Raw genomic sequence first — 25,387 nt, 5'->3', positions numbered from 1 at the left:
CTTGTCGGAGGAAGAAGTCCACTGAGCAGTCAAAACCATGTTTTCAGTGATGGTAAATGTAGAACCAACATCGTGAAGAACACCGTTTTGGTCTTCCCAGCCGTCGAATGCGAAACCGGGGTTAGACAAATCGCCCAAACCAAGAACGGTCACTTTAGAATTAATCGCATAGGGTGAATTTGCATCAACAGGAGCAGTTCCTTCAGCACCATTGCCGTCATAAGTGACAGTAAACTTGTCGGAGGAAGAAGTCCACTGAGCAGTCAAAACCATGTTTTCAGTGATGGTAAATGTAGAACCAACATCGTGAAGAACACCGTTTTGGTCTTTCCAGCCGTCGAATGCGAAACCGGGGTTAGACAAATCGCCCAAACCAAGAACGGTCACTTTAGAATTGATCGCATAGGGTGAATTTGCATCAACAGGAGCAGTTCCTTCAGCACCATTGCCGTCATAAGTAACCGAAACAGGAGAGGCTTTAATCCAACCTGCATACAAATCAATTGCAGATGCGCCTTCAACCTTCTTTGTAGCCAAATCCCACTTTTTAGAGGAATCCAAAGGACCGCCGAGAGTTTGCGATGTTGTGTACCAACCGTCGAAAGCATATCCGATCGGCAAATCATCAGTAAATTCAGGAACATCCTCAATTAATCCGCCAATCTGAGCTGTTGTTGAATATGTGCTGCTGGGAGGTGTTGTCTTGAAAGTTCCGGGTTCACCGTGGTATGTCACAGTAACTTCAACGACTTCTGCAAAGACTGCAGTATATGTTTCGTGTCCTGTGATCTTGTGGGTATTGCTGGTCGGGTCAACCACATCACCGTCTTTAAGCCAGTGTGAGAAATAGTGTGTTAAACTGTTGCTCGGTTTCGGTGTGGGTACTGTAATACCTGCATCTGCCCAGAGTGTGTTTGCCTGAATTCCGGAGAATGTGACTACTTTTTTATTATCATTCAAATAACCATTCTCGCCGGCATAGAAGCTCACGTTATAGCCGCTGCTCTTCCACACAGCATAAAGATCAAGTTTATTACCTGAACCGGAAACTGTATATGGTGAACCGCATTCGTACTTTTTGCCGTCTGCGTCCTTCCAATATTCAACATATTCCCCGTCTGCGGTAAATAAATCAGCTTGAGCAAGATTTATTTTTGCTCGTGCAACGTAGAATGAGACGTCCTCGATTGTACTCTTTTCGGAATGATAAGTTAATTTAACCAAGTCATTACGGTTGGCATATTGTGCGCCGGGTTCCATGTTGCCGGTAACCTTAAGTGAGTCGCCGGGGCGGTAAAGTGTATCATCATTTTTCACTTTCCAACCGGTGAACACCAGAACATCGCTCAGTCTCAAGCCGTTACCGGGTTTCAATGTAACAGGAACGCCTAAATCGTATTTGTTGTCGTCAGTCGGAACAGTTCCTGCGATGTGACTGTTACCATCGTAAATGACAGTAAATCCGCCTGTTTGCCACTGACCGTATAATTTTGTGTCACCCGTAATAACTGTATCAGGTGCGTACGGAACTAATTTGTTGGACACATACCAGTACCAGCCTTTGAAAACACCTCTGTCAGGATCAGAAACTCCGATCTGAGGAAGACCAGCAGCATTGAAATCAATCGTATCTCCCCTTGCACCGGTCTGAGTTGCAAGAACCTTATCAGAGCCTGTGTTTTCGTAGAATGTAATTGTAAATTCGCTTGAGCGCCACTGTGCATAAATCGGTAAAACTTCACCGGTTGCTTTTGTGGGTTGTGCGACAGAATCTGCTGCAAAGTTCACAGGAAGTAATCCGTCGGCATCATAAGTCCAGCCTTGGAACACATAATTAATGCCGTCGACTGTTTTAGTCGGGTCGGATGTCGGCTTGAAATAAGAAAGATGTTCGCCCCATTTCACAGCTTTGTACTCGGTTTCGGTCTTTGTGTAACCGGCCACGGAGGGCAAAGCGCCTGAACTGAAACTGCCGCCGTCCAAAACATAAACAATGTTACGTGTAAATCTGTCATAATAGAAGACTTTCGGATCTTCTTCTTGCTCATCAGGGTTTAAAGCAATCATACCGCTGATTTCTTTGGCTTGAAGGTTTGATGAACTGCTATAATATGTCTCAGAATATAACGGGCTTTGCACATATTTTTTTGAATCATATGTCACAGTCCCAGGTTCATGCAAAAGATCTTCAAAGTAATAATGCACCATATGTTCGGGTGCGGTTTGGGCCCAATTTGCCAGATATGTAACGTCCAGACTTCCCGCATTCACCATTTCAGGCGACAAGTAAGGCCTGTTAGAAACATAATTGGTTGAACTGTTTCGATTCCACGAAGCAAACTTTTGATAAACATTTCCATCACGACTGTATTCAGCGGATGAAGTGCTGGGCCATAACCCGTTAATTTCTTGCCCCATTTTTGCAGTGAATGAATATGGAGTACCATCAGACAATTCGCTTGTCGTATTATAAGTTTGAGAATAAGTTTTCCCCTTAATTTTCAATGTTGACGTAGTGACCTCGCCTGAATGATCAGTAAATTGATTAGGCCTCAAATCAAAAATGAGTGTGTACACATCTAAATCGTAGTACAAGTTAACAACAGTTCCGCCGCCACCCAATATAACAGGTGAACTGCTTTTATAAGATTTATATGTGGCATGATCCACAGAACCGCCGAGACTGTCAGGATTCAAATCAGAAACCGGCGTTCCGGCAGTTGCCTTTTGCGTTTCAATTTTCAACGGAATATATTTGTCGGGCGTATTAGGATCTTCGATCCAGTATAAGATAGTATAATCTACAGAATTGCCGGTCCATTTTGCCGTCAGCATAAGAGATTCTGTAACGGGTTTACTGAAATCGAACGTGGTTCCGTCCGGGTAAGTCCATTCCTTAAAGGTATAGCCTGTGCGTGTCGGACTTGTCGGTTTAACAGCATATCCGCCGTTAGTGACTGTTTGCGGGGCAACTTGTGTACCGTCGGAAATGAAAACCAAAGTACACTCGTTGCTGAAAGTCGGAAGGAAAGTAATTATTCCGTCTTCACCAGCATAACTGCTGCTGACTATTGTCGGGAAGATGAAAGCGGTACCGGAATCACTGCCCTTAAGATACCAGTGTTTAAAGCTGTATCCTTTATCGGAGATAGTCGGCTGCACACTTGATGCATGGAGTTGTTCGCCAGGAGCAAGTGAATAGCTGTCAATAACGACATTTTGGTTATCCATGAAGAGGACAATGTAGTTTTGACTGTATTTTGCTCTTAAGACAGATCCTGAGATGACAGTGTCTGTTTTAAAATCAAATGGAGTCGATGACCCCTCCTTAAACCAGCCCATGAAGGAACGATAGCCGTCAGGTATGGCAGGATTGAAAGATGGCTGGACACATGTGCCGTCATCGTTAATCTCGATATAGTAAAGAGATTCTATTCCGTTAGCCGGATCAAGAATCACGAAATCAGTGTCTGCCGCGGCAGCAACCCCACTGAATAGTAATAAAGCGATACAAACTGCAAACAATGCAGTCATAGAGTGATGTTTAAATCCCATAATAAACTCCCTAATGTTATTATGGCGACTGATGATGATTCCCCGTTATTTGACAGTTGATAAAAAACTGCCTGATTGAAAAAAATCAGTGCCGGTAAGGTCCCATACGCCTTAACCGTTTTTTGAAGGATACCTAAATAAAAATTTTTACTGTTTTTAAACATTTTGCAATTTGAACCGATAACGATTAAAAAATAGAGAGCCCAATAGACACTGTTTTAAAAAATATCGAATGAAAAATATACTATTATTAATAAAATAATAATTAGAAAGAAATGAAATTTATAAAGACATAAAACGCTAATGATAGAAGTTTCTAATTAGATTTACTAATTGTAATTAAACATTATAATTCATTACAATTCTAATTATTGAATGAATTAAATAAAATAAAAAATCGAAGAATATCCTGTTTTTTAAAAAAAAACAGTGACCAAAAATAAAAATTTACGACAAAAATATTAATGAAATCGAAATTTATGATTTGTTTTAAGAATGCCATGTAGCGAAACAGTAACTAAAAGATAATAAGAAAAAGAGAATAACAAAAGGATAAAAATAAGAATTCCCGGAATTGTTTTTAATTAGGAATTAATTTGAAAATTGTTTTTAAAAATATTTAATCTGATTTTCACCCATTTTATCGATATTTTATCGGACGTTTTACCTAATTTCTGTTTGTCATTTCTTACCTGATTTTATTTTGCCCAATTTTCGATTTTACCTAATTTTAGTTACCCACTATAGAAGTGCCGAAAAAGTATAACGGAGGACAGATGAAAAAATACGAAAGAGAAGTTCGAATGAAACCAGTGTCGGTAAAAGGGTATAAACCAAACTGAAGCTAACCAAATATTTAAAATGAGTTGAGAACTAAATGTGTCTTATTAAACGATGCAATAAAAGCACAATAGAAAAACATAAAGCAATAAACATAAAGAAACAATAAAACGAGATTCAGGATTGATATTATGAATACAGCCGGCACAACCTCCAAAGACACGCCCGACAAAATAATGGAAAAAAAACCCGACAGCGAATCGCTTCAAGAATTCGATGCGGATTCCGTTGTTGTCATTCCGGTCAATGAAGATTCTAAAAAAATCCGGCAGATTTTATCCAACGACACTTCAATGAAAATCATGGAGCTGTTGAAAAAAGAAAGCCTTTCGGCCAGTGAAGTTGCCGATAAGCTGGAAATCCCGCTGACGACGGTCAAATACAACATTGATCAGATGGTCGACCATGACTTGGTTCGTGTACAGCGTATCAAATACAGTGAGAAAGGACGCCAGGTAAAGATTTATGAAGCACCCGAAAAAGTGATTATTTTCGCGCCTGAAAAAATGAACCGCCTTTCATTGATTTCCATGATTCAGAAATATGCTTTCGCGTTTGTTGCGGCGGCATTCGGCGGATTTGGTTTGAATTATTTATACCGCAGACATTGGGATAATCAGACCGCAATGATGATGAAATCAGTCGCTTATGATGTTCCCCCCGAAGCGGGACCAATCCCGCCGGAAGTAATGGAAGAATCTATTGATGCGGGTGCAGGCGCATTGTCCGGCGGATTTATTCATGAAACGATTATGTCGTTTAATGACTGGTTCTTCAACATCATGAATTATCATTCATTTTGGTTCATTGCCGGCGCGCTTTTTGTCTGCGTTGCCGTTTGGACAATTGAATATATTACGGTTAAGAAAAGCATCAAATCGGAATGAATAAATAAATCATCGGGTTTATTATAAGAAATTATAAAAAATAACCACGATGATTATGAAAGTCGCATTAAAAATCGGATATGAAGGAACGCATTTTTCCGGATCCCAAATTCAGCCGGACCAACGAACCGTTGAGGGCGAACTCTTAAAAGTGTTACAGGAAACCGAGGTCATCACAGATATTGATGCCGCAAATCTTTCCTCATCCGGCCGAACAGATGCGGGCGTTCATTCAATCAGCCAAGTCGTTACTTTTTTTACAGATAATCCGAGAATGGCGATTCCGCGCATTTTGAATTCAAAACTGCCGCGTGACGTATGGGCTTGGGCGTATGCAGAAGTTCCCGACGATTTTGACCCGCGCCGCCATGCGATTCATCGAAAATACCGCTACATATTAAGCGCCGATGAATATGACATTTCAAAGATGAGAGACGCGGCGAAATTGTTTATCGGCGAACATAATTTCTCGAATTTTACAAAAAAGGATAAAAAGAATCCGCGATCAACCGTCAGACAGGTTGAGAAACTGGATATTCGAAGCCAGGGATCCGTTATTAAAATTGACATTGTTGCAAACGCTTACTTGTGGAACATGATTCGAAAAATCGTTTCCGCTTTAACGCTTGTCGGCAACGGCACAAGAGACATTGATTGGATTTCAAAAATGCTTGACCCCGAGAATTATGAAGAAGGAATTGAACCTGCACCGGCTTACGGCCTGATTTTTTTGGATGTTCAATACAATCCCGAGCCGGAATGGGTTGTTGACTGCTATGCTGTGAAACACACCAATGACTTTTTTACAAGAGAAGCCAACCGCTTCCGTATCATTTCAACCATTTTGGAACAATTCGTGATGCAACCTGAAAAAGAAATGGATTTAGATTAATTGCCTTAATTTTTATTCAAAACCGTAATCGTTCGCGTCAAACTTTTATGAACGCGCTGTTTATACACGTTTTTTATAACAAATCCTGCGTTTTCAGCAAAATTTTCAACTTCAATTTCGGAAACGACAACCGCTTTTTTCCCGGATTTTAAAACGCGGAACATTTCTTTAAAAGATTCATCATAAAGCTTTTCTAAGGATTCCGCTTTAATCGCAGCCGATCTTCCGTAAGGCGGATCGGTAATGATAACATCCGCCGTTTCATCGTCAAACGGCAATCCGCAAGCGTCGCCGACAAATAAATCATAATCAATTTGATCGACACCGTTTTCACGCTCTTCTTTTGAGAGCAATAAGCCTGTCGATTGCGCATAACCGCCCAAATTTGTTGCGGCTCCGATGATGATTTTTTCCTGCGCATCCACGCCGAGAACTTTTGCGCCGAGCAAACCTGCTTCAAGCAGAATGCCGGCCGTCCCGCAAAACGGATCGACGACAATCGAACCATCCTTGGCACCGGCGATGTTGGACAACGCTCTGGCCACACGCGGCATTAAAACGCCCGGGTAAAAAAATGGTTTCTTTTGCGGTGATCTGTGCTCGTATGCGCCGCGGTCAACGGCTGCCGCTAAAACGCCGAACACCGCTTTATCCGTGAGCGTTAACCGGAAAGTCACGTCAGCATTTTTAAGGGACGCACGAAATCCTTGACGATAGATTCGCCCGCCGATTTTGCCTTCCAAGTCAACGGATTTTAAAACGGAATTGTCGCCGAGACGCTTGGCGCGAACAACAAATGTTTCATTCTCGCCCAGGTAATCGGCCGCATTGAATCTTTCCGCTGCCGATAAAATCATTTCTTCATCAACATCAACGATTTCAATCACTTTAGAAATCGCATGCGTCATCGCTAAAACATCCGGCATAACATTGCACATCATTGAAAAAATATCATCATCCGTTACCGCCGGATCGTTTGAATAAACATCAACGACGATGCAGCTCAGATATTTTTCATGAACAGAATACTCTAAACCGCGGGGAGAAAGAACACTCAAAACTTCGGCGGCGGGAATTTCAGGATGCTCGCCGGACAGCTCAAACGCGTATAACATAATAATCAGAATAATCAAAAAAGAAAAGAAAATCCCGGGAGGATTTTCAATTACAAAAATTTAACCTGCTTCGGCATTTTGCCGAATCTTTTCTGCACTTCGGGCGGCCAGTTTTCGGGATCGAGACCGTGCTGTGCCAAGAAGACGGCAGTCCATCTTTCAAGGCCCACGCCGGAGCAGCCGCTCCAAAGCTTTTCACCGCTTTGGCTTTTCACGTTGAAGCCGTTAGGATACTTTTCGCCGTTGATGCTGACGTTTTGGAATTCCAGCCATTCGCCTTCCGAACCGCGGTACGGAAGCGGTGCTTCATAGTCGGTTGTTCCTGTCACTTCATCAGCCGCAACGCCTGCAATGCCTTCCTGTGCCATGAACCACGGCGTAACCCATGCCTTGCGCCACTTCAAGTCCAACAAATCATTGAAAATGTGCATGTAGCGTTCGTGAAGTTTTTGTGTGGTTTCGACGACCTGCTCTTTTGTGCCGAGCCAGACCAATTCAATTCTGTGGAATTCGTCAACGCGCTCAATGCCGTGAATGCCGCCGCTTTCGTAGCGGTGGGAGGTACCGGAGCGGTCAAAGATGAGAACCGGCAAGCTTTCTGTTGCGATTGTCTCGCCTTGGAAAAAGCCCCAGGACGGCGGACACTGAGCGTAACACATGCCGCCAATCGGGTCGCCGATTTTGTCTTTTAACATTTCAACAGGTACTTCATGCGTGACTTTGTAATAGTCCATCACGTCCTCCCAATATTCGGGATCGCGCGTCTTGGGCGGACAAACGTAATAAATTTCAGGATAAATGCCTTTGGCGTGACCGGAATGTTTCCAAACGTCCCACATCACCATTTTCGGAAAAATCATTTCATCATAGCCGAGCGGCACTAAAATTTCATCAAAGACAATCTGCTCAAACACACGGAAGAGACGGGTTGTAACGGGACCGTGAATCCACTGGCCGCGGGACGAACCTCTTTTCAGCCACCCTTCTTTGAGCATGTCTTCTGTCGGGTCATTGGTGTAAGGGAACGGTCTGTCTGCACTTTCCCAAAGCAGATTCCAGTGTTCAGCCTTCGCGCCGTAATCGCCCTGCTCCAATTTGTCTTCAATCAAAGTCAGAATACGATCCGGAACCTGATTGCGCATTTCCGCTTCGCCAACTTCCAACGCCAAAATGAGGTTTCCGTCTTTGAAATCAACGGATTTGACATACGGAATATTCTTGTTCTTCAAATCGCGGTCTGCCGGAACGGTAATTGTGAAAGTTTCAGATTCAACGCCGCGAATGCCGATTTTATGCGTTTTGCCCAAGGACTCGGCAAATGCTTTCTTCAAACGCATCGCAGCATCATGAACGCGAACATAGCGGCCGGAAGTCAATTCGACATCAATGCTCTTGTCGCCAAGCGTCCAGCTTTTGATTTTTGCGCCTTCGCCTTCCGGCGCGCCTTTTGCCAAAATTGTCTTTTCGGCTTCTGCCATAATTTTTTCAATATCTTCTTTTCCGACAGCAGGATCTGCGCTTGTTTTCAAAGAAGCTTTTAAATAAAATTCCATTTTGTCACCTGAATTAATGAGTAATGACTCAAAAAAGAGTTTATCAGTTTATTAATTTTCTGTTTCGTCAGCGTTTTTTTGAGACGCTTTTTTCACGCGAACCGCGCCGTCGGCATTCATCAATAAATCATCTGCCGTTGCCAAAAGAGAGCCGAGTTTTTCTGATTCCATCAAAACGTCGGCGTAGCCGTCACAAATTGTTGTTTTTGTCCCGTAAATATTGTCAGGCGCAAGGGACGTGACAAGTTTTTCAGAAACACGGTCCGCTTTTTCTTCATCCGTTTCATCAATAAAACGAATTGCTCCGGAAATATGAATCTCCGGACCGTTCTTTTTCGAATTGCCGGAAAGATGATTCGAATTGCCGGAAAGCTGATCGCCGACAATTTCATTTAGTTTTTTCATAAAACCGTCAACCGTTTCTTTTCCGGGCGGTAGAAGACCGCCGGATGCGATGTTGTGCCCGCCGCCGCTGCCGCCGACGCTTTCTGCGGCTGTTTTAATCGCGACAGACAAATCCAAGCCTTGTTTAATCAAACCGCGTGTTCCGCGCGCGGAAATTCGGATGACGCCGTCGTTTTCATTGAGACAAACAAACGGACGGCTCGGGTTAACGTAACGGATATAGGTGGTTGAAATGTTTCCCGCCGAATGCAAATCTTTGCCGTAAATGTAAGAAACGTTTGAAAAAGACTGAGCCGTCGGCAGAACTGCTGCCAGATTTTTGACCAGCGTTTCCTGAATCATCCGATAATTATCAAAACATTTGTTGATGACGGACTCATCCCCCAAACAAAGCGCGATTGCCGCTTCAAAATCATCATCTTTGCTGCAGCTGTCCAAAATGCCGGCCAAATCAAAAACATTCTCAACCAGTTGATTTTTAAGATAATAGATGTCACCGACAGCCGCTTCAACCGCATCGGGGCTGTCAAGCGGTGCCAGTTTCGCCAAAACAGCGTCACACAAACGATTCATTTCATCGTCATTCAAATCATGAATGTTTTTGTTTTCATCCAGGTTTAAACCGGATAAAAAGGAACGGATGTCATCGGGCTTTCCCGTGATGTCCAAATACGGCTCGGTGGTTCGCATGAAGATTTCAAACAAAGACCCGTCACCGACTTTTAATCCGCGGCGGCTGACGACAACGCCTGCCTCTTTGGCTTGCTCTAAAATGTCGGCGTTTGCGGCAACCATCAGTTGGCGGTCGCCGATGATACCGGCAACGGCAAGCGAAGAAAGATCCGCGTTTTCATCGCGCATGGCCCGGGCGGTCAAGTAAGAAACGCCGGCACCGGAAATCATGTAAGAGCCTTCCAGTCCGACCGTCATCGGATTGACAACGACTTTCGCAGGCGTTTTGCCGACAGGAACGTGGTGATCTAAAATCACCATCGGATTTGGAAGCGCGGACAAGAATTCAGCCTGGCCGCTGCCGATATCGCAAAAAATAATTAGAAAATCTTCGGGAAATGAAGACGCTAAAACAGAAACGAGTGATGCGTCCAATTTCGGAAAAATTTTGTGATAATAGGTAATATTTTCCCGTTTAAGCGCCTGAATCATAATCGCGGCACTTGTCAGTCCGTCTGAATCGTTATGCGTCACCAAACAAACATGTGAATATTGTTTGATTAAACGCGCTGCCGAATCAGCGTGCTTTTTGAGGTGGCGGATTTTTTCCGATTCGGGCATAGACTGATAATTTACCATAATGTCACACTGTTTTTTGATTTGTTTTAATGTTCATGTGTTCATGTCATTCAAATAGTTTTGTTTACGAGAGCGTCGGCACGTAAACAAACAAACCGACCAAATAAACAACATAAACCAATGCGATGACAATGCCTTGCAGACGTGTAATCTTTTTCCGATAGCCGAAAACCGCAACGAGAATGAAGAGCATCATCATGAAAATGTAATCATAGCGGAGAAGCTGGCTGTTAACGGTTAAATCGACAAACATGGATGAAACACCTAAAATCATCGTGATGTCCAAAATGTTGGAACCGACAATGTTACCGATGGAAAGATCTTGATATCCTTTTCTGAAAGAGGTGATTGCGGTAATAATTTCGGGAAGAGATGTGCCGATTGAAACGAGCGTCAAACCGATAATGAGTTCCGGAATGCCGAGCTGATGCGCAATTTCTGTGCCGTAAGTGACAACCAAGCGACTGCCGCCGACCACAAAAACAGCACCGACGAGGAACATCAAGATGTCCAAATAAGTGTCTTTGATTTTGATTTTTGCCCAGATGCCTTTGCGTTCAGTCGGTGTGTCATCTTCGGGTTTTTTGGGTTCTTTCTTTTGGTCCCAATAAGTGTAAAGGATGTAAGCGGCGAAAAGAACGAGCAGAATCAGACCGTCGACTTTTGTGATAACACCGTTCCAACTGAGGAAGAAGAGAACTGCGCCTGAGATTAACATCAAAATCGCTTTGATATTGAAACTTTTGTCATCAACCGCCACCGTTCGCATCGCAACGATAAAGCCGATTGCGATACCGACGTTACAAATCGTTGAGCCGACAGCGTTGCCGATTGATAAATCCGCCTGACCGTTTAAAGCGGCCATAAAACTGACCAAGAATTCAGGCGCGGTTGTCGCAAAACTGACAATTGTCGCACCGATAACGGCTTTGGGAATACCGTAACGTTTGGAGATATTCACCGCCGCGTCAACGAACCAGTCGGCGCCAAAAGCAATCAAGGCGAGCCCGACAATAAATAAAACATATACAAGAAGACCATCTATAGTCATTGATTAATCCACCATTATTACTATTACAACTATTATAATTACCAGTATAACTTGAATCGCCGGTGATTCCGGCGTCTGAATCTTCAAAGCACGAGAAGAAATCAAGCAAAACATTGCATATTAAAGAATTGGTAAAAAAGTAAATGACATTTATATATAAAAGAGTGTAATAAAAAATAAAAAAAGTGAAAATAAAAACCAATTGTAAAAAACCGATAAAAGGATTAAATAAGTTTGGGAGTGAGGGAAAATAATGTCTGAAGAACTGCCGAAAGAGACAAGCACCGCCCGAAACATTGAGATTTTTGAAATGACGCAAACCGAAAACCAAGAGATTCCGATTGCCAAAGAATCGGATAAAGTCGGACTGCCGCCTGGAACTTTAATTTATGTCGATGACGACGGAAAGGATGATGAAACCCTTCGGGAAAAAGGTATGGTTCGCGCCATTCAGTACAATGAATCCGGTTTTACCGAAATCAGAATCAAAAATATTGAAGAAATTCGTTCGCTTGATCAAACCGATAAAATGACATGGATTAATGTTTCCGGATTGTGGGATGTCAATGCCGTTCAAACAATCGGAGAGATATTTCAGCTCAATCCGCTTGTCCTGGAAGATATTCTGAACATGGAACAGCGTACCAAAACGGAAGATTATGAAACATATTTGCTGACGATTTTGAAGCAGATGTGGTTTGATTCAGAAGCGAAAGAGATCAAAGATAATCAAATCGGCATCATCACGTTTGAAAAAACCGTTTTGACATTTTGTGAGGAAGAAACGCCGCTTTTCGGAACGATTGTTGAGAGAATTAAAACGGGCGGAAGAATACGAAAATACGGCGCGGATTATTTGACATACGGCTTAATCGACATCATTGTTGACCATTATTTTTACATTAATGATGCTTTTGATGAGTGGCTGGACGATGCCGAAAAACGCATTATTAAGAAAACGGAAAAAGCCGACATTGAAGAAATCAATCAGATGCGCCACGAATTATCGGCATTTAAAAAAGAGGTTCGCCCGATTATAACAATTGCGGAGAAATTTGAAAAAAGCGATTCCAAATTGGTTCGAAAGCAAACCAGAATTCTTTTCCGCGACATATATGACCATGCCGTCAGGATCTCAGATTCCATTGAAACCGATCACGAAATTTTAACCGGAATTTATGATTTGTATACGACCGGCATTTCAAACCGCTTAAACGAAACAATGCGCGTTTTAACTTTAATTTCAACAATCTTCATCCCGCTGACGTTTATTGCCGGCGTTTACGGAATGAATTTCAGAAATATGCCGGAACTTTATTGGGAATACGGATATTTCGCATGCCTCGGATTAATGGTTATAATCGTCATTGCAATGGTTCTGTTTTTCAAAAATAAAAAATGGATTTAATGGAAATTGCAGCATGCGGCGACGCGCGTGAATGCTGCAACTTTTTTTAATATTTTTAAAAACGCAGGTCTTTTTTTCTAAAAAATTAAAAACGCAAATCTTTTTTCTAAAAAAATAAAAACCGAGATTCAGTTTTCAAATTTTTGTAATCGGCGCGAATCACGCAACGGCGCAGACCGTCACCGGACAGATGCAGACAGCATCGGCGAGGTAGCCATAGCCCGTTCGCGCAAGCGAACGGATGTGATAAAAAGAAGCAGATGCACACAACAACGCAAACCTGACCGGCAGCAGCTCGAAGCGGACCGCAGCAACGCAAACTTGACCAACAGCAACAAAATAAAATCAAAAATTCGTATTGTGTTTTTGCTGTACCGGTTGAGTACGAATCCGCAAATTTCCATTCCTCACTTCGCTTTGCCCAGTTCGGAATGAAGATTAGCGGATGGTTGTTTTGGGTTACAGCGAAGCTGATTAAAATCGCGTAAGCGATTTTCTGCAAACACCGCCCTACACTGCACTTTGAAAAATTGTGAGCGAAGCGAGCAATTTTTACAAAATCCTGACATCTAAACAAATATTGTATTGCCGCGGCGCGTAAGAACGAACGTTTCTCGTTTCTAAAACTTCGATTTCCCGTCCTTGTTTTTTTGCGGCTTCGCGGATGAGAGTGACGGAACCGTCAAACAAATCGTCTTCGGATGTCATGGCGTAATAGTGAATGATGCCGCCGGATTTGCAAAGGGTAACGGCTGTGTCCAAAAAATCATATGCGTTGTGCGGCAGATTCATAATGACATGATCGCCTGTGCTTGCGTATTTTTCGGCTAAAAATAAAGCATCTTCGTTGAGCGCGGTGATATTTTGGACTTTATTGAGCGCGATATTTTCATTCAGCAATTCAACCGCCGCATCGTTTTTATCATTGGCGATTACCTGCGCGGGTTTTGCAGATTTTGCAATTAGAATACTGTACGGACCGACACCGGCAAACATGTCAATGACGACGTCGCCTTCTTCAATCTGTGCCAAAATTCGGTGGCGTTCGGTGGAAAGTCGGGGCGTAAAATAAGCGCGTCCCAAATCAACTTTGTATTTGCAGCCGTATTCTTTGTGAACGGTTTCGGTTTTGTCGATGCCGGCAATGAACTCCAAATCGCGCGTTCGAAATTCGCCCGATATCGGACCTTTGGAAAGCAAAACCGTTTTAACGGCAGGATGCGCTGTGAGGATCGCGTCAGCAACTTTCGAAACATCAATTTCATCGCCGGATTCGTTTGCCGCGATTTTATCATCTAAAACGGCAATGTCGCCGATGATTTCATATGCGACGGAAAATCCCAAAAGATCAGAAACTGTCGGCGCTTTTTTATGAACCTGAAATGACAAGTCTTTGACATACCAACTGTGGTATTCCATTTTCTCTTTCGGATGCGGCAAGCTTAAAATGAGCGGCATTAAACAATCCCGAACCGCCAAACGCTCTTCTTTTTCCGGATAACGAAGAAGCGGCAAATATAAATAAACATCATCAGCAAACGGTTTACAGGAATAATCAACAATGTCAAACTCATCCAAAATGCGGCGAACAGGCTCACCGTCTTCTTTGTGAACGCGAAAAGCATACCGAACGGCAACATCAAAGCCGTCGGCTGAAATAGTATTTTGTGTTTTTTGTGTCATTTTTCAGTCATCGTCTTCAGTGATTTTATAATAGCGGTTAGAGACAATATCTTTTTTCGTGATTCCTTTGCAATGATATCTTTTTTTGTTTTTCGTCAGCGGCGTCCAATTAATCGCTTTTTGCGGGCACCAATTGATGCAGGAAAAACACATTTCACATTCGTGAAGGAAAACAGGTTTTGTCGCCGTCAGCTTAACGTTTCTGACCGGGCAGACATCACGGCAGGTGCCGCAATTATTGCATTTATCGTTGACAGAAAAACGCTTGTCCAGTACCGGAATTCTGCGATACATCGGATTGAAAAGAAGCCATGAAACAGGTTTGGCAATGATTCCGGGCATTTCTTTATCGAAATGAGGCGTATTCTTTTGAGCGTTTTGAGCAATGAGTTGTGCTTTTGCTTCCGCCTTTTTGAATGCTTTTTCAACGCCGGCATTTGTTTTTGTTTTCGGAAGAACGAGGAAATTTGAAACAAGCGGAACGACATAGCCTGCCGAGAGGAAATTTCCCGTTCGAAGCAAACTGTTTTTAACGGTTGTCAATGTTTTGCCGGGAGCGTTTCCGCAAGTGGCAACCGCATAGATATAATCAGATTTCGGCATTTTTTGAATGAACTCAAGAACAATACGCGGCGGTTTAAACATATAAACCGGGAAAACGAGACCGATGGTCTCAGGTTTTTGCGAATGACCGGAATTATCATTATCAGAATGATCAGATTCCTGCGCCGCGAGTTCTGCCGGCAGATCTTTTGTAATCGGAATCAGTTCCGTATCGGGCAATGATTCCTGAATTTTGCGGGCAACCCAAAGCGAATTGCCTGTTCCCGAAAAATAATAGATTCTGTGCGCCACCAAAAATCACTCCTTCGTTTTCGTTAAAAGTATGTAATAGATAAACGGATTATCCTGTAATTATTCTTTTTCTTTTGATGTTCGAACAGCGAATTTTTAATATAAGACACCTCTTTATGAACAGTTATTCAGGAACGATTAAAATGACAGTTAAAATTTCAGTTCTCGTGTCCGGCAGAGGAACAAATTTACAATCCGTGATTGATGCCATCGAAAGCGGAGAAATAAAGAATGCGGAAATCGCCTGTGTCATCAGCGACAAAGAAGAAGCATTCGCGCTCAAGCGCGCCGAAAAACACGGAATTGAAGGAATTTTTGTCAACCCCGCCGACTTTTCATCGCGCGCGGAATACGATGACAAGGTACTTGAAATATTAAAAAAGAAGGAAACTGACCTTGTTCTTTTGGCAGGATATTTAAGAATCATCAGCGATTCACTCATCAATGAATACAAAAACAGAATCATCAACATTCACCCGTCTCTTTTGCCGTCGTTTAAAGGATTGAACGCACAAAAACAAGCCATTGATTACGGCGTTAAATTTACCGGCTGCACGGTTCATTTCGTAGAACCCGACTTGGATGCCGGACCGATTATTTTACAAAAAATAATTCCGGTGTTAGAAAACGACACCGCTGAAACGTTGGCTGAGCGCCTTTTGGTTGAAGAAAATAAAGCGTATCGGGAAGTTGTCAAACTTTTCGTTGACGGAAAACTGGAAGTGAACGGGCGGAATGTGAAAATCAAGGAATAAATTCGTTTTTTGACCGTCGCCGCGCGCGATCGGGACGAGGTTTGATTAAATTTAAAACCCGAGAAAGATATTTTTGATTAAAAATTGAAAATATGAACATCGTTTTTAAAAAAATAATATACCCCGAACGCCCGCCATTCATTGAAAATCTTCGATTCGTTTTTTGGATTTGAATAGGCGTTCTTTTTTTCGTAAAGATTAAAAAAGAGGATGTTCAGTCCTTAATAAAAAAGAAATTTCAGATACGACCGCTAATTCCGAATTTCGGTCTGAGCAAAGCGAAGAGCGAAATCGGAATTTGCGGTTGCCCAACGAAGAAGATACAAACAGAAATGCTGTTGCTTGTTTTGTTTTCGTTGTTGCTACCGGATTGTTTTTTATGACGTCGCCTGTGTCTGCTTTGCTGCGTGCATCTGCTTTGCTGCGTGCATCTGCTTTGCTGCGTGCATCTGCTTTGCTGCGTGCATCTGCTTTGCTGCGTGCATCTGCTCCTTCTTATCACATCCGTTCGCTTCGCGAACGTGCCGCCGCTACCAGCCAACTCCGACCATTGCCGACAGCCGACCGCGCGCGAGCTGACTATCTTTTCGAAAAAACCAAATCCGACTCGCTTTTTAAAAAATAAATAAAAAAAGAAATTTACAAAATTTCAATCAATTTTCCGATAAAGTACCCGGGTGTTGCTTCAACGATTTGAATTTTGGCGTTCATGCCGGGTTTTAATCCTTTTTCATTGAGAACCACGGGTTTGTAATCTGCGGTTCGGGCTAAAACACCGCTTTCTTTGCCGTATTTTGAGATGAAGACATCTTCGATTTTTCCGATTCTTTGGTTTTTTGTCTCCAATTTCAGCCGGTCTGTCACTTCCGTTAAATCACGCGAGCGGGCGGTGAGAATTCTGGAATCGAGATTTCGAAGCGTAAATGCTTTCGTCCCGGGGCGCGGCGAATATTTGGAAATGTTGATTTTATCGGGTTTATATTTTTGAACCCACGCCGTCGTTTCTTCGAAATCCGAATCGGTTTCGCCGCAAAATCCGACGATAATGTCCGTAAAAAGCGTCAGGTCAGGAAAACGAGTCTTGAAAACGGCGATAATTTCATCAACGTCTTCCATCGAATAATGCCGATTCATGTTTTTTAAAACACCTTCTGATGCGGATTGAATCGGAATATGAAGAAACTTGTAGATTTTCGGATGATCAAAAGCATCAATTAATTCCGGAAGAATCGGCTTGATGGAAAACGGATTCATCATCCCGACACGAATTTTAAAATCGCCGGGAATGGCGGCAATCCGGCTCAGCAAATCCGGCAAACGCGTTCCCGAGTAAGGCGACCCATTTGAAAAATCCATGCCGTATTGACTGTCATCCTGCGATGTCAGCCAAATCTCGGAACAACCTTCGGCAACCGCGGCTTTGACATCTTCAACGATTTCTTCGGGCGGAAAAGATACCAAATCGCCGCGCGCAAGACGCACGATGCAATAAGAACAGCCGAAGCGGCAGCCGGTTGAAATCTGACAGATGTGAATGTTGTCATGATAGCGGATTTTAGGAAGATTCAGAAATCCTTCCGGCGTTTGAGAAGAAATTCGAACGGGAACGTAATCATGATTTTCTTCAAGCGGCGCGGATTTTTTGTCTTTGATTTTTTGAAGAAGATCTTTCAAGCCGTTGACAGACCGGACGCCGACAATATAACTTTCGGGATTGGCATTGAGAATCAAATCCAACTGAACTTCAGGCATGCAGCCGCAAACAATCACATCTTTGCCGCGCTCGCCGAAGGTTCTGATTTTGTGCAGAATTTTCTGCTCGGTCGTATACTTGACCGTACAGCTGTTGCAGATATACACGTCCGCTTCTTTTTCGGAAGTGAATTCAAAACCCATATCCCGGATGATTCCGCGCATCGTTTCTGCCGATGCTTGATTTGCGGAACAGCCGAATGTTTCAAAATAGATTTTCATATTCAAACGAAACAAAAAAATTAAAACTTAAAGTTTTTAGAAGGAGAAGGATTTGTTTTCCTTGTCCTTGATGTAAACGCTTTGCGTGATGCGAACGGCACCGGAGCTGCCGGTCAGAATGCTTGTCATGCACGCGTCACCGTCGCCGAGCAGTTTTGTGCCTTTCATGAACGGGCCGTCAGTGACAGCGGTTGCCGCAAAAATCACATCTTTTCCGGGAACCAAGTCATCGGTTTCGCGGATCATATCGATTTCGTTTTCGGCGATGCCCATTTTTTGAAGGCGGGGCAATTTTTCTGCGAATTCTTTTAAGATGTCGTCTTCGGATTTTTCGTTGGCAACGCTCGGCAAAACAAGACGCCCCGTGATTTTTCCGCCGAGACATTTGAGTGCGCTTGCGGTCAAAACAGCTTCACCTGAACCGCCCGCGCCCATGACCATGTCAACGCCTGACTCTTCAAAGCAGGTCATGACGCCCGGAAGCAAATCGCCATCGGGAATAAGGCGGACGCGTGCGCCGGCAGCGCGGATGTCTTTGATTTTTTGATTGTGTCTGTCGCGTTCCAAAACAACGACGGTTAAGTCTTCGATTTTTTTATCAAGCGCTTTTGAAACGATTTTTAAATTGTCGAGAACAGGAGCGTCTAAATTGATTTTTTCACCCGTTTTCTTTTCGTACAAAACGACTTTCGGGCCGACAACGATTTTATCGAAATAGATATCGGGGCCGTAAAAAATGCCGCCTTTTTCGGCCATGGACATCACGGCGATGGAGCCATTCACGTCATCGGCTGCCAGGTTTGTGCCTTCCAGCGGGTCGACTGCGATTTCAACTTCAGGACCGTTTCCGGTGCCGACGGCTTCGCCGATATAGAGCATCGGCGCCTCGTCTCTTTCGCCTTCGCCGATTTTAACCGTTCCTTTCATGTCGATATGATTGAGAACGCGGCGCATGGCTTCAACAGCGACATGGTCGGCATACTTGCGGTCGCCTTTTCCGACCTGATAAGCGGAAGCCACAGCGGCAGCTTCTGTAATTTGGAGTAAAGATAAAGATAAGTTTTTTTCAATTGGGCCTGCGGCGGCCATCATCTCTTCGGTTGTTTTCGGATGCGGCATGATAATCACTCATTTTGAAATTCTGAAATGATTTTTAAAAGGATTGTTCATAGTTAAAAGTTTTCAAGAATTCGAAAAAACGGAGGCGGATTTTCGAGTTTGATAAAAACGGCGGCATTCGCGCGCGGCGGCGGTAGCAGGCAGCGACAGCTGCAATGCGGCAACAGTACCGGCAAATGCAAACGGCAGGTAGATACGGCACGTTCGCGCAGCGAACGGATGTGATAAAAAATAGCAGATGCATGTAAGCAAACAGCCTGCAGCTACAGTTCGCAGCAAGCAGCAGCAAATGAGATCAGCGCGTCACATCGACAAGAGCAACGCGTTCCATGACCAAATCTTTGAGACGGGAGTCGCCCGCAACCGCCAATTCGGCATCGGCAATCTCGAATTGTTTCATTAAAAACGGCTTCTTGTCTTCAATCGTCAAATCGGCGCATTCTTTCAGCTCAAATTCCGTTTTAAACGCGTTTTCGGCATTTTCTAACAGTTCCATTGAATCACCGAAAAAAACGAAAATGGAGCGGTTTTCGCCCTGAATTAAGCCCATTGAAAATGACTTGTCAATCTTTCGCTGACCGGATGAAAAACGCAGAACTTCCAAGCCGATGTCTTTGGCTTCGTTAACATTGTTTTCAAAAGCGGAACGGGCGCGATGAATTGAAAAAAGCAAATGATTTATGTCAACAATTTTTCGGGCATCAAAGCCTTGAATTTTAATATTATGCTTCGCTGAAAAATCATTTAATGATTGTAAAAAAGCAGGCAGGTCGTCAATAAAAAAGCAACCCGGAACAATCCGTATTTCATCAGCGTTCATAATCAGAAATAGAGCGAATGGATTAAAAAGATTTTGAAATTGAAGAATGAGATGTTGTGGTGCGAGGGATGGGATTCGAACCCACGAACTCCTACGAGACTAGGCCCTCAACCTAGCGCCTTTGACCGGCTGGGCAACCCTCGCACAATGAAATATATTCGAAAACGAACAAAGCCAAAAATACGATTTATCGTATATAAAGGTGTTGTTACGGCGGTTTTCGGTTTTTGTTTTAGATATAAAAGAAAGAAAAAATAAGGTAAAACCTTATTTAGAGATCTTTTAAAATGTCGGAAAACTCTTGAGCGCGTCCTTTGATGACATCGGCGGCTTTTAAAATCAATTCGGAAGCGGAATAGGATCCGTCAGATTCCAAAGAGAAAACAAAAGTGTGCTGGTCATAAGTGACTTTAAGAGACGGGTCGGTCAAATCAAAAATGTGTCTGACGTTACCGCATTTAATGCACTTCAATTCGTCTTTTTCCGTTAAATTTTCAATACTGCGCGCCATGAAAACGGCGTGTTCGGGACATTCGACTAAAACATTGCCGCATTCGGGACACGGTTCGACTTCAACAGTCGGAAGGTGTTTGTAACCGCATGCAACGCCTGCCTGCCAGCGAACATGATCGCGACCGTAGCCGACATGAGCGATTGCTTCAAGCATCACACGCTGACCTTCTTTCAGTTCGACGATCGGGATTTTTTCATCCGCGGGGCGAACTTTCGGGTCGGCGGAAATGAAGTCGCCGGAGTAAACCATTTTCGGGCCTTCGACGTCCAAACGAAGAGAAACTTCGCAGTTGGGACAGCCGACACCGTCAACGGCACCGCAGTCACAATCGGATTGCGGAACATAGTCGCCGTCCGTTGTTAAAGGAACGAGCGCGAGACGGAGGCCGAGCTGCTCGTCATAGAGAACGGACGTGTTGTCATACAAATTGACGTATTCAATTGCAAGCGTCGGAACGTCCGCAATCATTGCGCGACGAATACCGTTTGCAAAAGCGGGGTTCGTTCCCGAGAGGACAAACTTCGCCGAGCCTTTAGACAACTCGATAATATCAATATCCATCTGAATTCACCTGAAGTTCCAAAAAATAGAAAGAAAATAATCGAACAGAAATCAATTCTGTCGATTATATTTAATATTTTGTTCAAACCTTAAACGCGGTGTTTGCCGCCTTTGGGTCTGGTACCGTCGTGGGGAATCGGAGTCACGTCTTCGATTCTGCCAATGCGGATACCTGCACGAGCAAAGGCACGGATGGTTGCCTGTGCACCGGGTCCGGGGTTTCTCTGTTTGTTGCCGCCGGGCGCTCTCACTTTAATGTGAATGCCGGTGATGCCTTTGTCTTTTAATTGTTCTGCAAGTTGGTTTGCCATCTGCATTGCCGTGTACGGTGAACTTTCATCGCGGGCCGCTTTAACAACCATACCGCCTGAAGATTTGGCGATGGTTTCGGCACCGGTTAAGTCTGTCACGGTGATGATGGTGTTGTTGAATGAAGATTTAATGTGAGCGACAGCCCATTTCATTTCAGACATAATTAGTTCCTCCCGGGAGCTGCTGCGGGTGCTGCGCCTGTACGCGGGGGACCGCGGGGTGCGCCTCTGCCGCCTCTACCGCCTCTGCCGCCTTTCTTGCCGGCATCATTCTGAGCGCGTGCCTTTTTGTTGTTTTCGGCAACTGCTCTGAGTGTTAAGCCGTCAGCGATTGCGGATGCGATCTGAATCGGTCTTTCGGGGTGTGATTCCGTGGTCAACGGAGATTCGCCATAATAACTGATGTTCATTTCATCTTCTTTTGAAATGAGCATGCTCGGAATGGTTGCTCTTCTGCCGTTGATTGCAATGTGACCGTGTGTAATAAACTGGCGGGACTGGCGGATTGTTCTTGCAAGACCGAGTCTTAAGACCTGTGTTTGGAGTCTGCGTTCAAGAATGTTTTCGGATTTTAAGCCCAAAATATCATCAACGCCGGAATCAGGTTTCAAGATACCGTAGCGGATTAATCTGCCGAGAATTTGGTCAGCTTCGACTTTGGCGTGTCCTTTCAATTCTCCGTCAGGAGAAGAAGCGACGATAGCCAAAAGACTCATTGCGTCAGATCTGTATTTACGGAGAATACTTTCCGCTTTCCAGACTTCTCTTTTGTTTCTGAGACCATAGGCCTTGACCAATTCAACTTCACCGGCCATTCTGGTGTCTTGCCAGGGGTGGTTCGGTGTTTCATAAGACTTGTGTTTCTTACCCGGATATACCATTTCAACTCACCATCACTTCTTCTTTCTGACACCGACGGTTGATCCGCGTCTGCCTGTGGATTTGGTTCTCTGTCCTCTGACTTTGAGTCCTCTTTCGTGTCTGAGACCTCTGTAAGCACGGACTTTCTTCAAGTTGTTGGTATCTTCTTTGAATGTTAATTCAATGTCAATGCCGAGCAAGTGCTTGTCCTCACCTGTCATCAAATCTTTCTGTCTGTTTAACATCCAGGTAGGTGTGGATTTTTCAATGTTCAAGATTGCAGCATCCAACTTTGCAACATCTTCATCGGGTAAGTAACCGATGATTGCTTTGGGGTCGACACCTGCATCTTTTGCGATAATTTTAGAAATACGGAGACCGATGCCGTCAATACCTGTTAAAGCGTATTGAACTTGGTTGGCACCTTTCAAGTCGGTATTCATAATACGAACAAGATGCTTTATTTCGTCTTCTTCCGGCACTTCTGCTGCGACCGGTTCAAGACCTTCTTCTAAATTTTCTTTTTGTTTCTTTGCCATAAGTTTTCCTCCTTAGGGGAAAAACGCATCATGTAGCCCGAACAGTATGAAAACAGCTACGAGCAGCCCGATAAAAGTAAACAGGCTTCAATCAAATGCTTGAAACCTAAAGGATTCATCTTATATAACCTTTTCAGGCAGAACTCTAAGAAACGTAAAAATAAGAAAAAAATGAAAAAACAAAACGTATGAGTTATCCACTCTGCAACCGAAACAACCCCTTTTACTGAAAAATTATGCTGCATAGCTGTGAGACATATCTTCGATAACGGAAATTGTCATTTCATCAGCATCGTGAATTTGATCCAACGTACCCATATTTACCAAGTAGTAAACCAACGAATTATGAAGACGTGAGAGGTCTATGTCATTCATAGTTTTAAAAACGCGTGTAAAGAATATATTTGTTTCTGAAAAAATGGTTTTTTTCGTGGTGCTGCAAAGGATTAAGATTCAAAATATTGTATAATAAAAAAAACAATAGAATAATCTCAATAATTAACATTTGTAAAACAAAATGAAATAAAAATATAATAAAAGATAGAAAGAAAAGCGCCGAGAGGGAGATTTGAACTCCCGAGGGGCTGCGCCCCACAAGCTTTCCAGGCTTGCGCCCTACCACTAGACTACCTCGGCATGAAGCAGGAATTATAAAACAGATTTCTGGTATATATTTCTTATTCTTCAACGGCAGAAAAAGCGCATTTTTCGCGTTCGTTTTTATTTTTCCAAACCGCCGGATAAATTCCTTTATCCATCAAAACCGCTTTCGGTTTTGCAACAAATCCGTGCTCGTTTTCAGAAATTTCCCCAGGCGACATTAAAGCAATGGAAAGAGAAATGATTTCCCCTTTTTGAGAGAAAACGGCAACCAAATCGCCTTTTTTGATGTTCGTGCTGTAGCCTGCCAATCCGGGACGCGCTAAAAACGCGCCTGAACAGAGCGCATCAACCGCTGTGTCGCGCGCAACAAGCCGCGGGAGCTGAGAGAAGGCAGATTCCATCGGCAAGATAAGATCACGAAGATAAGATTCATCGCCTGATTCTTTCCAAATCACGTAAGCGTCTTTGAGTTCCTGCAAAGAGACGGGACGCGCATCCGTAAACGGACCGGCTTTGGAGCGGACAAGTTCCTGCATTTGCGCGCCGACACCGAGCGCAAGTCCGATATCGTGACAGAGTTTGCGGATGTAAGTGCCTGCTTCACAGCCGACACGCATCAAAACATATGTGTCTTGAATTTCCAAAACATCAATATAATAGATTTTGCGCAATCGAAGCGCACGTTTGACCGCTGACCGAACCGGCGGCATTTGATAAACGCTGCCGACAAATTCCGAAACGGTTGAGCGGATCAGTTTTTCTGGAACCGAGCGCTGCATTTTCATCAAACAAATATATTCTTTGCCGGATAAACGAAGTGCTGCGACAGCGCGCGTTGCTTTGCCGATCATCACCGGCTGAACGCCTGTGACACCCGGATCCAAAGATCCCGAATGGCCGGCAACATTCACTTCTAAAATATCGCGAACAAAAGCCGCCACTTCATGGCTTGTCGGGCCGGCGGGTTTATTGAGAACAACGACGCCCTTATTGATGTATTCTTCAATCGGGCGTTCACTCGGGAAAGTACCAAATTCGCCGGCTGAAGAATCTGTCAAAGAGACAAAATCTCCGCTGTCGGCAAAAAACCAATCATTGCGGTAAAGTTCGGATTCCGGCTTTTTTTCCTTTCCCTTTTGTTTTTTCATTGAAAGGAAAACGGGGATTTGGATTAAAAAGATAGCGATGATTAAAAAAAGAGAAAATTATTTGTTGACAGAATCAACAGCTTGCAAAATCAAATCCGCAATCGTTTCCGGATCAAATTTCGAAGAGTCAATCACCAAATCATAAATTGACATATCCTCAATGTCAATGCCGTAATACATTTCATATCGAACCCTTTCGGATTCTTCTCTTGTTTTCGTTTGGTCCAATTCAAACTTAAAAGAGGAATTGGATTGTTCGCGATTCATAATTCTTCGAACGCGGGTTTCTAAAGGCGCTTTCAATAAAACGCGCAAAATTTTTTGACTCGGCGGAACTTCAAGAGACATGTGTCCCGCGAGACGGCCTTCTAAAATCAGATTGTCCTGTGTTTTTGAAATTTCTTTTTGGCGTTCATCAATTTGATGATCATATTTCGGGTCGGACTCGGCAAGCTTTCCGAATTCGGCAAGCGAGAGATTCATTTCTTTGGCAATGCCTCTGAAAATTTCGCCCGAAGAAATAAAGTCCAAGCCGGAACGCTCTTTCAAAAGCAAAGAAACGGTTGTCGTGCCGGTTCCCGGAAGTCCGCTGATTGTGATAATCATCTCATGCACCTTTGTTTGAAT

General features: G+C 43.6%; 22 protein-coding genes, 2 tRNA genes and 1 pseudogene. 5 read left to right on the top strand and 20 right to left on the bottom strand.

Annotated elements, in window-relative coordinates; all coding sequences use genetic code 11:
- The coding region (locus tag C7391_RS03280; RefSeq protein WP_166627387.1) for an InlB B-repeat-containing protein at positions 1-3,555 on the bottom strand (3,555 nt) is incomplete at its 3' end.
- A gap of 971 nt (positions 3,556-4,526) precedes the next feature.
- On the opposite strand from C7391_RS03280, the gene C7391_RS03275 reads away from it, so the two are divergent.
- Entirely contained in the window at positions 4,527-5,282 is a 756-nt protein-coding gene (locus C7391_RS03275) for an ArsR/SmtB family transcription factor (protein WP_133517116.1), read from the top strand.
- A 55-nt stretch (positions 5,283-5,337) separates the two neighbouring features.
- The gene (gene truA / locus C7391_RS03270) at positions 5,338-6,174 is read left to right on the top strand and encodes a tRNA pseudouridine(38-40) synthase TruA (protein ID WP_133517115.1); all 837 of its coding nucleotides are present in this window, start codon (positions 5,338-5,340) and stop codon (positions 6,172-6,174) included.
- Positions 6,175-6,179: 5 nt separating this feature from the next.
- On the opposite strand, the gene C7391_RS03265 is transcribed toward truA, so the two are convergent.
- The 4 genes from C7391_RS03265 to C7391_RS03250 all read right to left on the bottom strand — a co-directional run bounded on the left by C7391_RS03265 (position 6,180) and on the right by C7391_RS03250 (position 11,609).
- On the bottom strand, positions 6,180-7,289 hold the full coding sequence (locus C7391_RS03265; protein WP_133517114.1) for a TRM11 family SAM-dependent methyltransferase: 1,110 nt from the start codon (positions 7,287-7,289) through the stop codon (positions 6,180-6,182).
- Between the two features lie 50 nt (positions 7,290-7,339).
- On the bottom strand, positions 7,340-8,842 hold the full coding sequence (locus C7391_RS03260; protein WP_133517113.1) for a serine--tRNA ligase: 1,503 nt from the start codon (positions 8,840-8,842) through the stop codon (positions 7,340-7,342).
- Between the two features lie 51 nt (positions 8,843-8,893).
- The gene (locus C7391_RS03255; RefSeq protein WP_133517112.1) at positions 8,894-10,558 is read right to left on the bottom strand and encodes a KEOPS complex subunit Pcc1; all 1,665 of its coding nucleotides are present in this window, start codon (positions 10,556-10,558) and stop codon (positions 8,894-8,896) included.
- A gap of 64 nt (positions 10,559-10,622) precedes the next feature.
- Positions 10,623-11,609 carry a calcium/sodium antiporter gene (locus C7391_RS03250; RefSeq protein WP_133517111.1) on the bottom strand — a complete coding sequence of 329 codons (987 nt, stop codon included), beginning with the start codon at positions 11,607-11,609 and terminating at the stop codon, positions 10,623-10,625.
- Positions 11,610-11,862: 253 nt separating this feature from the next.
- On the opposite strand from C7391_RS03250, the gene corA reads away from it, so the two are divergent.
- Positions 11,863-13,017: a magnesium/cobalt transporter CorA gene (gene corA, locus C7391_RS03245; RefSeq protein ID WP_133517110.1), complete on the top strand. Its 1,155-nt coding sequence runs from the start codon at positions 11,863-11,865 to the stop codon at positions 13,015-13,017.
- A gap of 552 nt (positions 13,018-13,569) precedes the next feature.
- Here corA and C7391_RS03240 read toward each other — a convergent pair.
- Both C7391_RS03240 and C7391_RS03235 read right to left on the bottom strand, forming a co-directional pair.
- Entirely contained in the window at positions 13,570-14,700 is a 1,131-nt protein-coding gene (locus C7391_RS03240; protein ID WP_133517109.1) for a class I SAM-dependent methyltransferase, read from the bottom strand.
- 3 nt (positions 14,701-14,703) lie between these two features.
- The gene (locus C7391_RS03235; protein ID WP_133517108.1) at positions 14,704-15,555 is read right to left on the bottom strand and encodes an EFR1 family ferrodoxin; all 852 of its coding nucleotides are present in this window, start codon (positions 15,553-15,555) and stop codon (positions 14,704-14,706) included.
- A 143-nt stretch (positions 15,556-15,698) separates the two neighbouring features.
- Between C7391_RS03235 and purN the strand changes: the two genes are divergently transcribed.
- Both purN and C7391_RS03225 read left to right on the top strand, forming a co-directional pair.
- Positions 15,699-16,310, top strand: a complete 612-nt coding sequence (gene purN / locus C7391_RS03230; RefSeq protein WP_133517107.1) for a phosphoribosylglycinamide formyltransferase — start codon at positions 15,699-15,701, stop codon at positions 16,308-16,310.
- 298 nt (positions 16,311-16,608) lie between these two features.
- Entirely contained in the window at positions 16,609-16,935 is a 327-nt protein-coding gene (locus tag C7391_RS03225; RefSeq protein WP_133517106.1) for a hypothetical protein, read from the top strand.
- Between the two features lie 14 nt (positions 16,936-16,949).
- Here C7391_RS03225 and C7391_RS03220 read toward each other — a convergent pair whose 3' ends face one another.
- The 13 genes and pseudogenes from C7391_RS03220 to cmk form a co-directional block, all read right to left on the bottom strand.
- Positions 16,950-18,284 (bottom strand): tRNA (N(6)-L-threonylcarbamoyladenosine(37)-C(2))-methylthiotransferase, encoded by a 1,335-nt coding sequence (locus C7391_RS03220; RefSeq protein ID WP_133517105.1) that lies wholly within the window; start codon positions 18,282-18,284, stop codon positions 16,950-16,952.
- A 36-nt stretch (positions 18,285-18,320) separates the two neighbouring features.
- Positions 18,321-19,403, bottom strand: coding sequence for a class II fructose-bisphosphatase (glpX, locus tag C7391_RS03215; RefSeq protein ID WP_133517104.1), 1,083 nt, complete (start codon positions 19,401-19,403; stop codon positions 18,321-18,323).
- 34 nt (positions 19,404-19,437) lie between these two features.
- On the bottom strand, positions 19,438-19,647 hold the full coding sequence (locus C7391_RS03210; protein WP_133517103.1) for a hypothetical protein: 210 nt from the start codon (positions 19,645-19,647) through the stop codon (positions 19,438-19,440).
- A gap of 51 nt (positions 19,648-19,698) precedes the next feature.
- Positions 19,699-20,223 carry a KEOPS complex subunit Cgi121 gene (gene cgi121 / locus C7391_RS03205; RefSeq protein WP_133517102.1) on the bottom strand — a complete coding sequence of 175 codons (525 nt, stop codon included), beginning with the start codon at positions 20,221-20,223 and terminating at the stop codon, positions 19,699-19,701.
- A 57-nt stretch (positions 20,224-20,280) separates the two neighbouring features.
- Positions 20,281-20,367, bottom strand: a tRNA-Leu gene (locus tag C7391_RS03200).
- A gap of 127 nt (positions 20,368-20,494) precedes the next feature.
- The gene (locus tag C7391_RS03195) at positions 20,495-21,298 is read right to left on the bottom strand and encodes a DNA-directed RNA polymerase subunit D (protein WP_263295333.1); all 804 of its coding nucleotides are present in this window, start codon (positions 21,296-21,298) and stop codon (positions 20,495-20,497) included.
- 89 nt (positions 21,299-21,387) lie between these two features.
- A complete protein-coding gene (locus C7391_RS03190; protein ID WP_133517100.1) occupies positions 21,388-21,771 on the bottom strand; it encodes a 30S ribosomal protein S11 in 384 nt (127 codons plus the stop codon).
- A gap of 65 nt (positions 21,772-21,836) precedes the next feature.
- Positions 21,837-22,490: pseudogene (locus C7391_RS03185) on the bottom strand (30S ribosomal protein S4); the annotation flags it as partial.
- A gap of 12 nt (positions 22,491-22,502) precedes the next feature.
- On the bottom strand, positions 22,503-23,009 hold the full coding sequence (locus C7391_RS03180; RefSeq protein WP_133517098.1) for a 30S ribosomal protein S13: 507 nt from the start codon (positions 23,007-23,009) through the stop codon (positions 22,503-22,505).
- 234 nt (positions 23,010-23,243) lie between these two features.
- Positions 23,244-23,384 (bottom strand): hypothetical protein, encoded by a 141-nt coding sequence (locus tag C7391_RS08260; RefSeq protein WP_166627386.1) that lies wholly within the window; start codon positions 23,382-23,384, stop codon positions 23,244-23,246.
- A gap of 178 nt (positions 23,385-23,562) precedes the next feature.
- Positions 23,563-23,645, bottom strand: a tRNA-Ser gene (locus tag C7391_RS03175).
- A 41-nt stretch (positions 23,646-23,686) separates the two neighbouring features.
- A complete protein-coding gene (locus tag C7391_RS03170; protein WP_133517097.1) occupies positions 23,687-24,760 on the bottom strand; it encodes an RNA-guided pseudouridylation complex pseudouridine synthase subunit Cbf5 in 1,074 nt (357 codons plus the stop codon).
- 57 nt (positions 24,761-24,817) lie between these two features.
- Entirely contained in the window at positions 24,818-25,366 is a 549-nt protein-coding gene (cmk, locus tag C7391_RS03165; RefSeq protein ID WP_133517096.1) for a (d)CMP kinase, read from the bottom strand.
- Between the last annotated feature and the right edge of the window lie 21 nt (positions 25,367-25,387).

Source organism: Methanimicrococcus blatticola, assembly GCF_004363215.1.
GTDB classification, from domain to species: domain Archaea; phylum Halobacteriota; class Methanosarcinia; order Methanosarcinales; family Methanosarcinaceae; genus Methanimicrococcus; species Methanimicrococcus blatticola.
The sequence above is the reverse complement of the archived record's forward strand: the minus strand, read 5'-3'. Positions and strand labels throughout refer to the sequence as shown.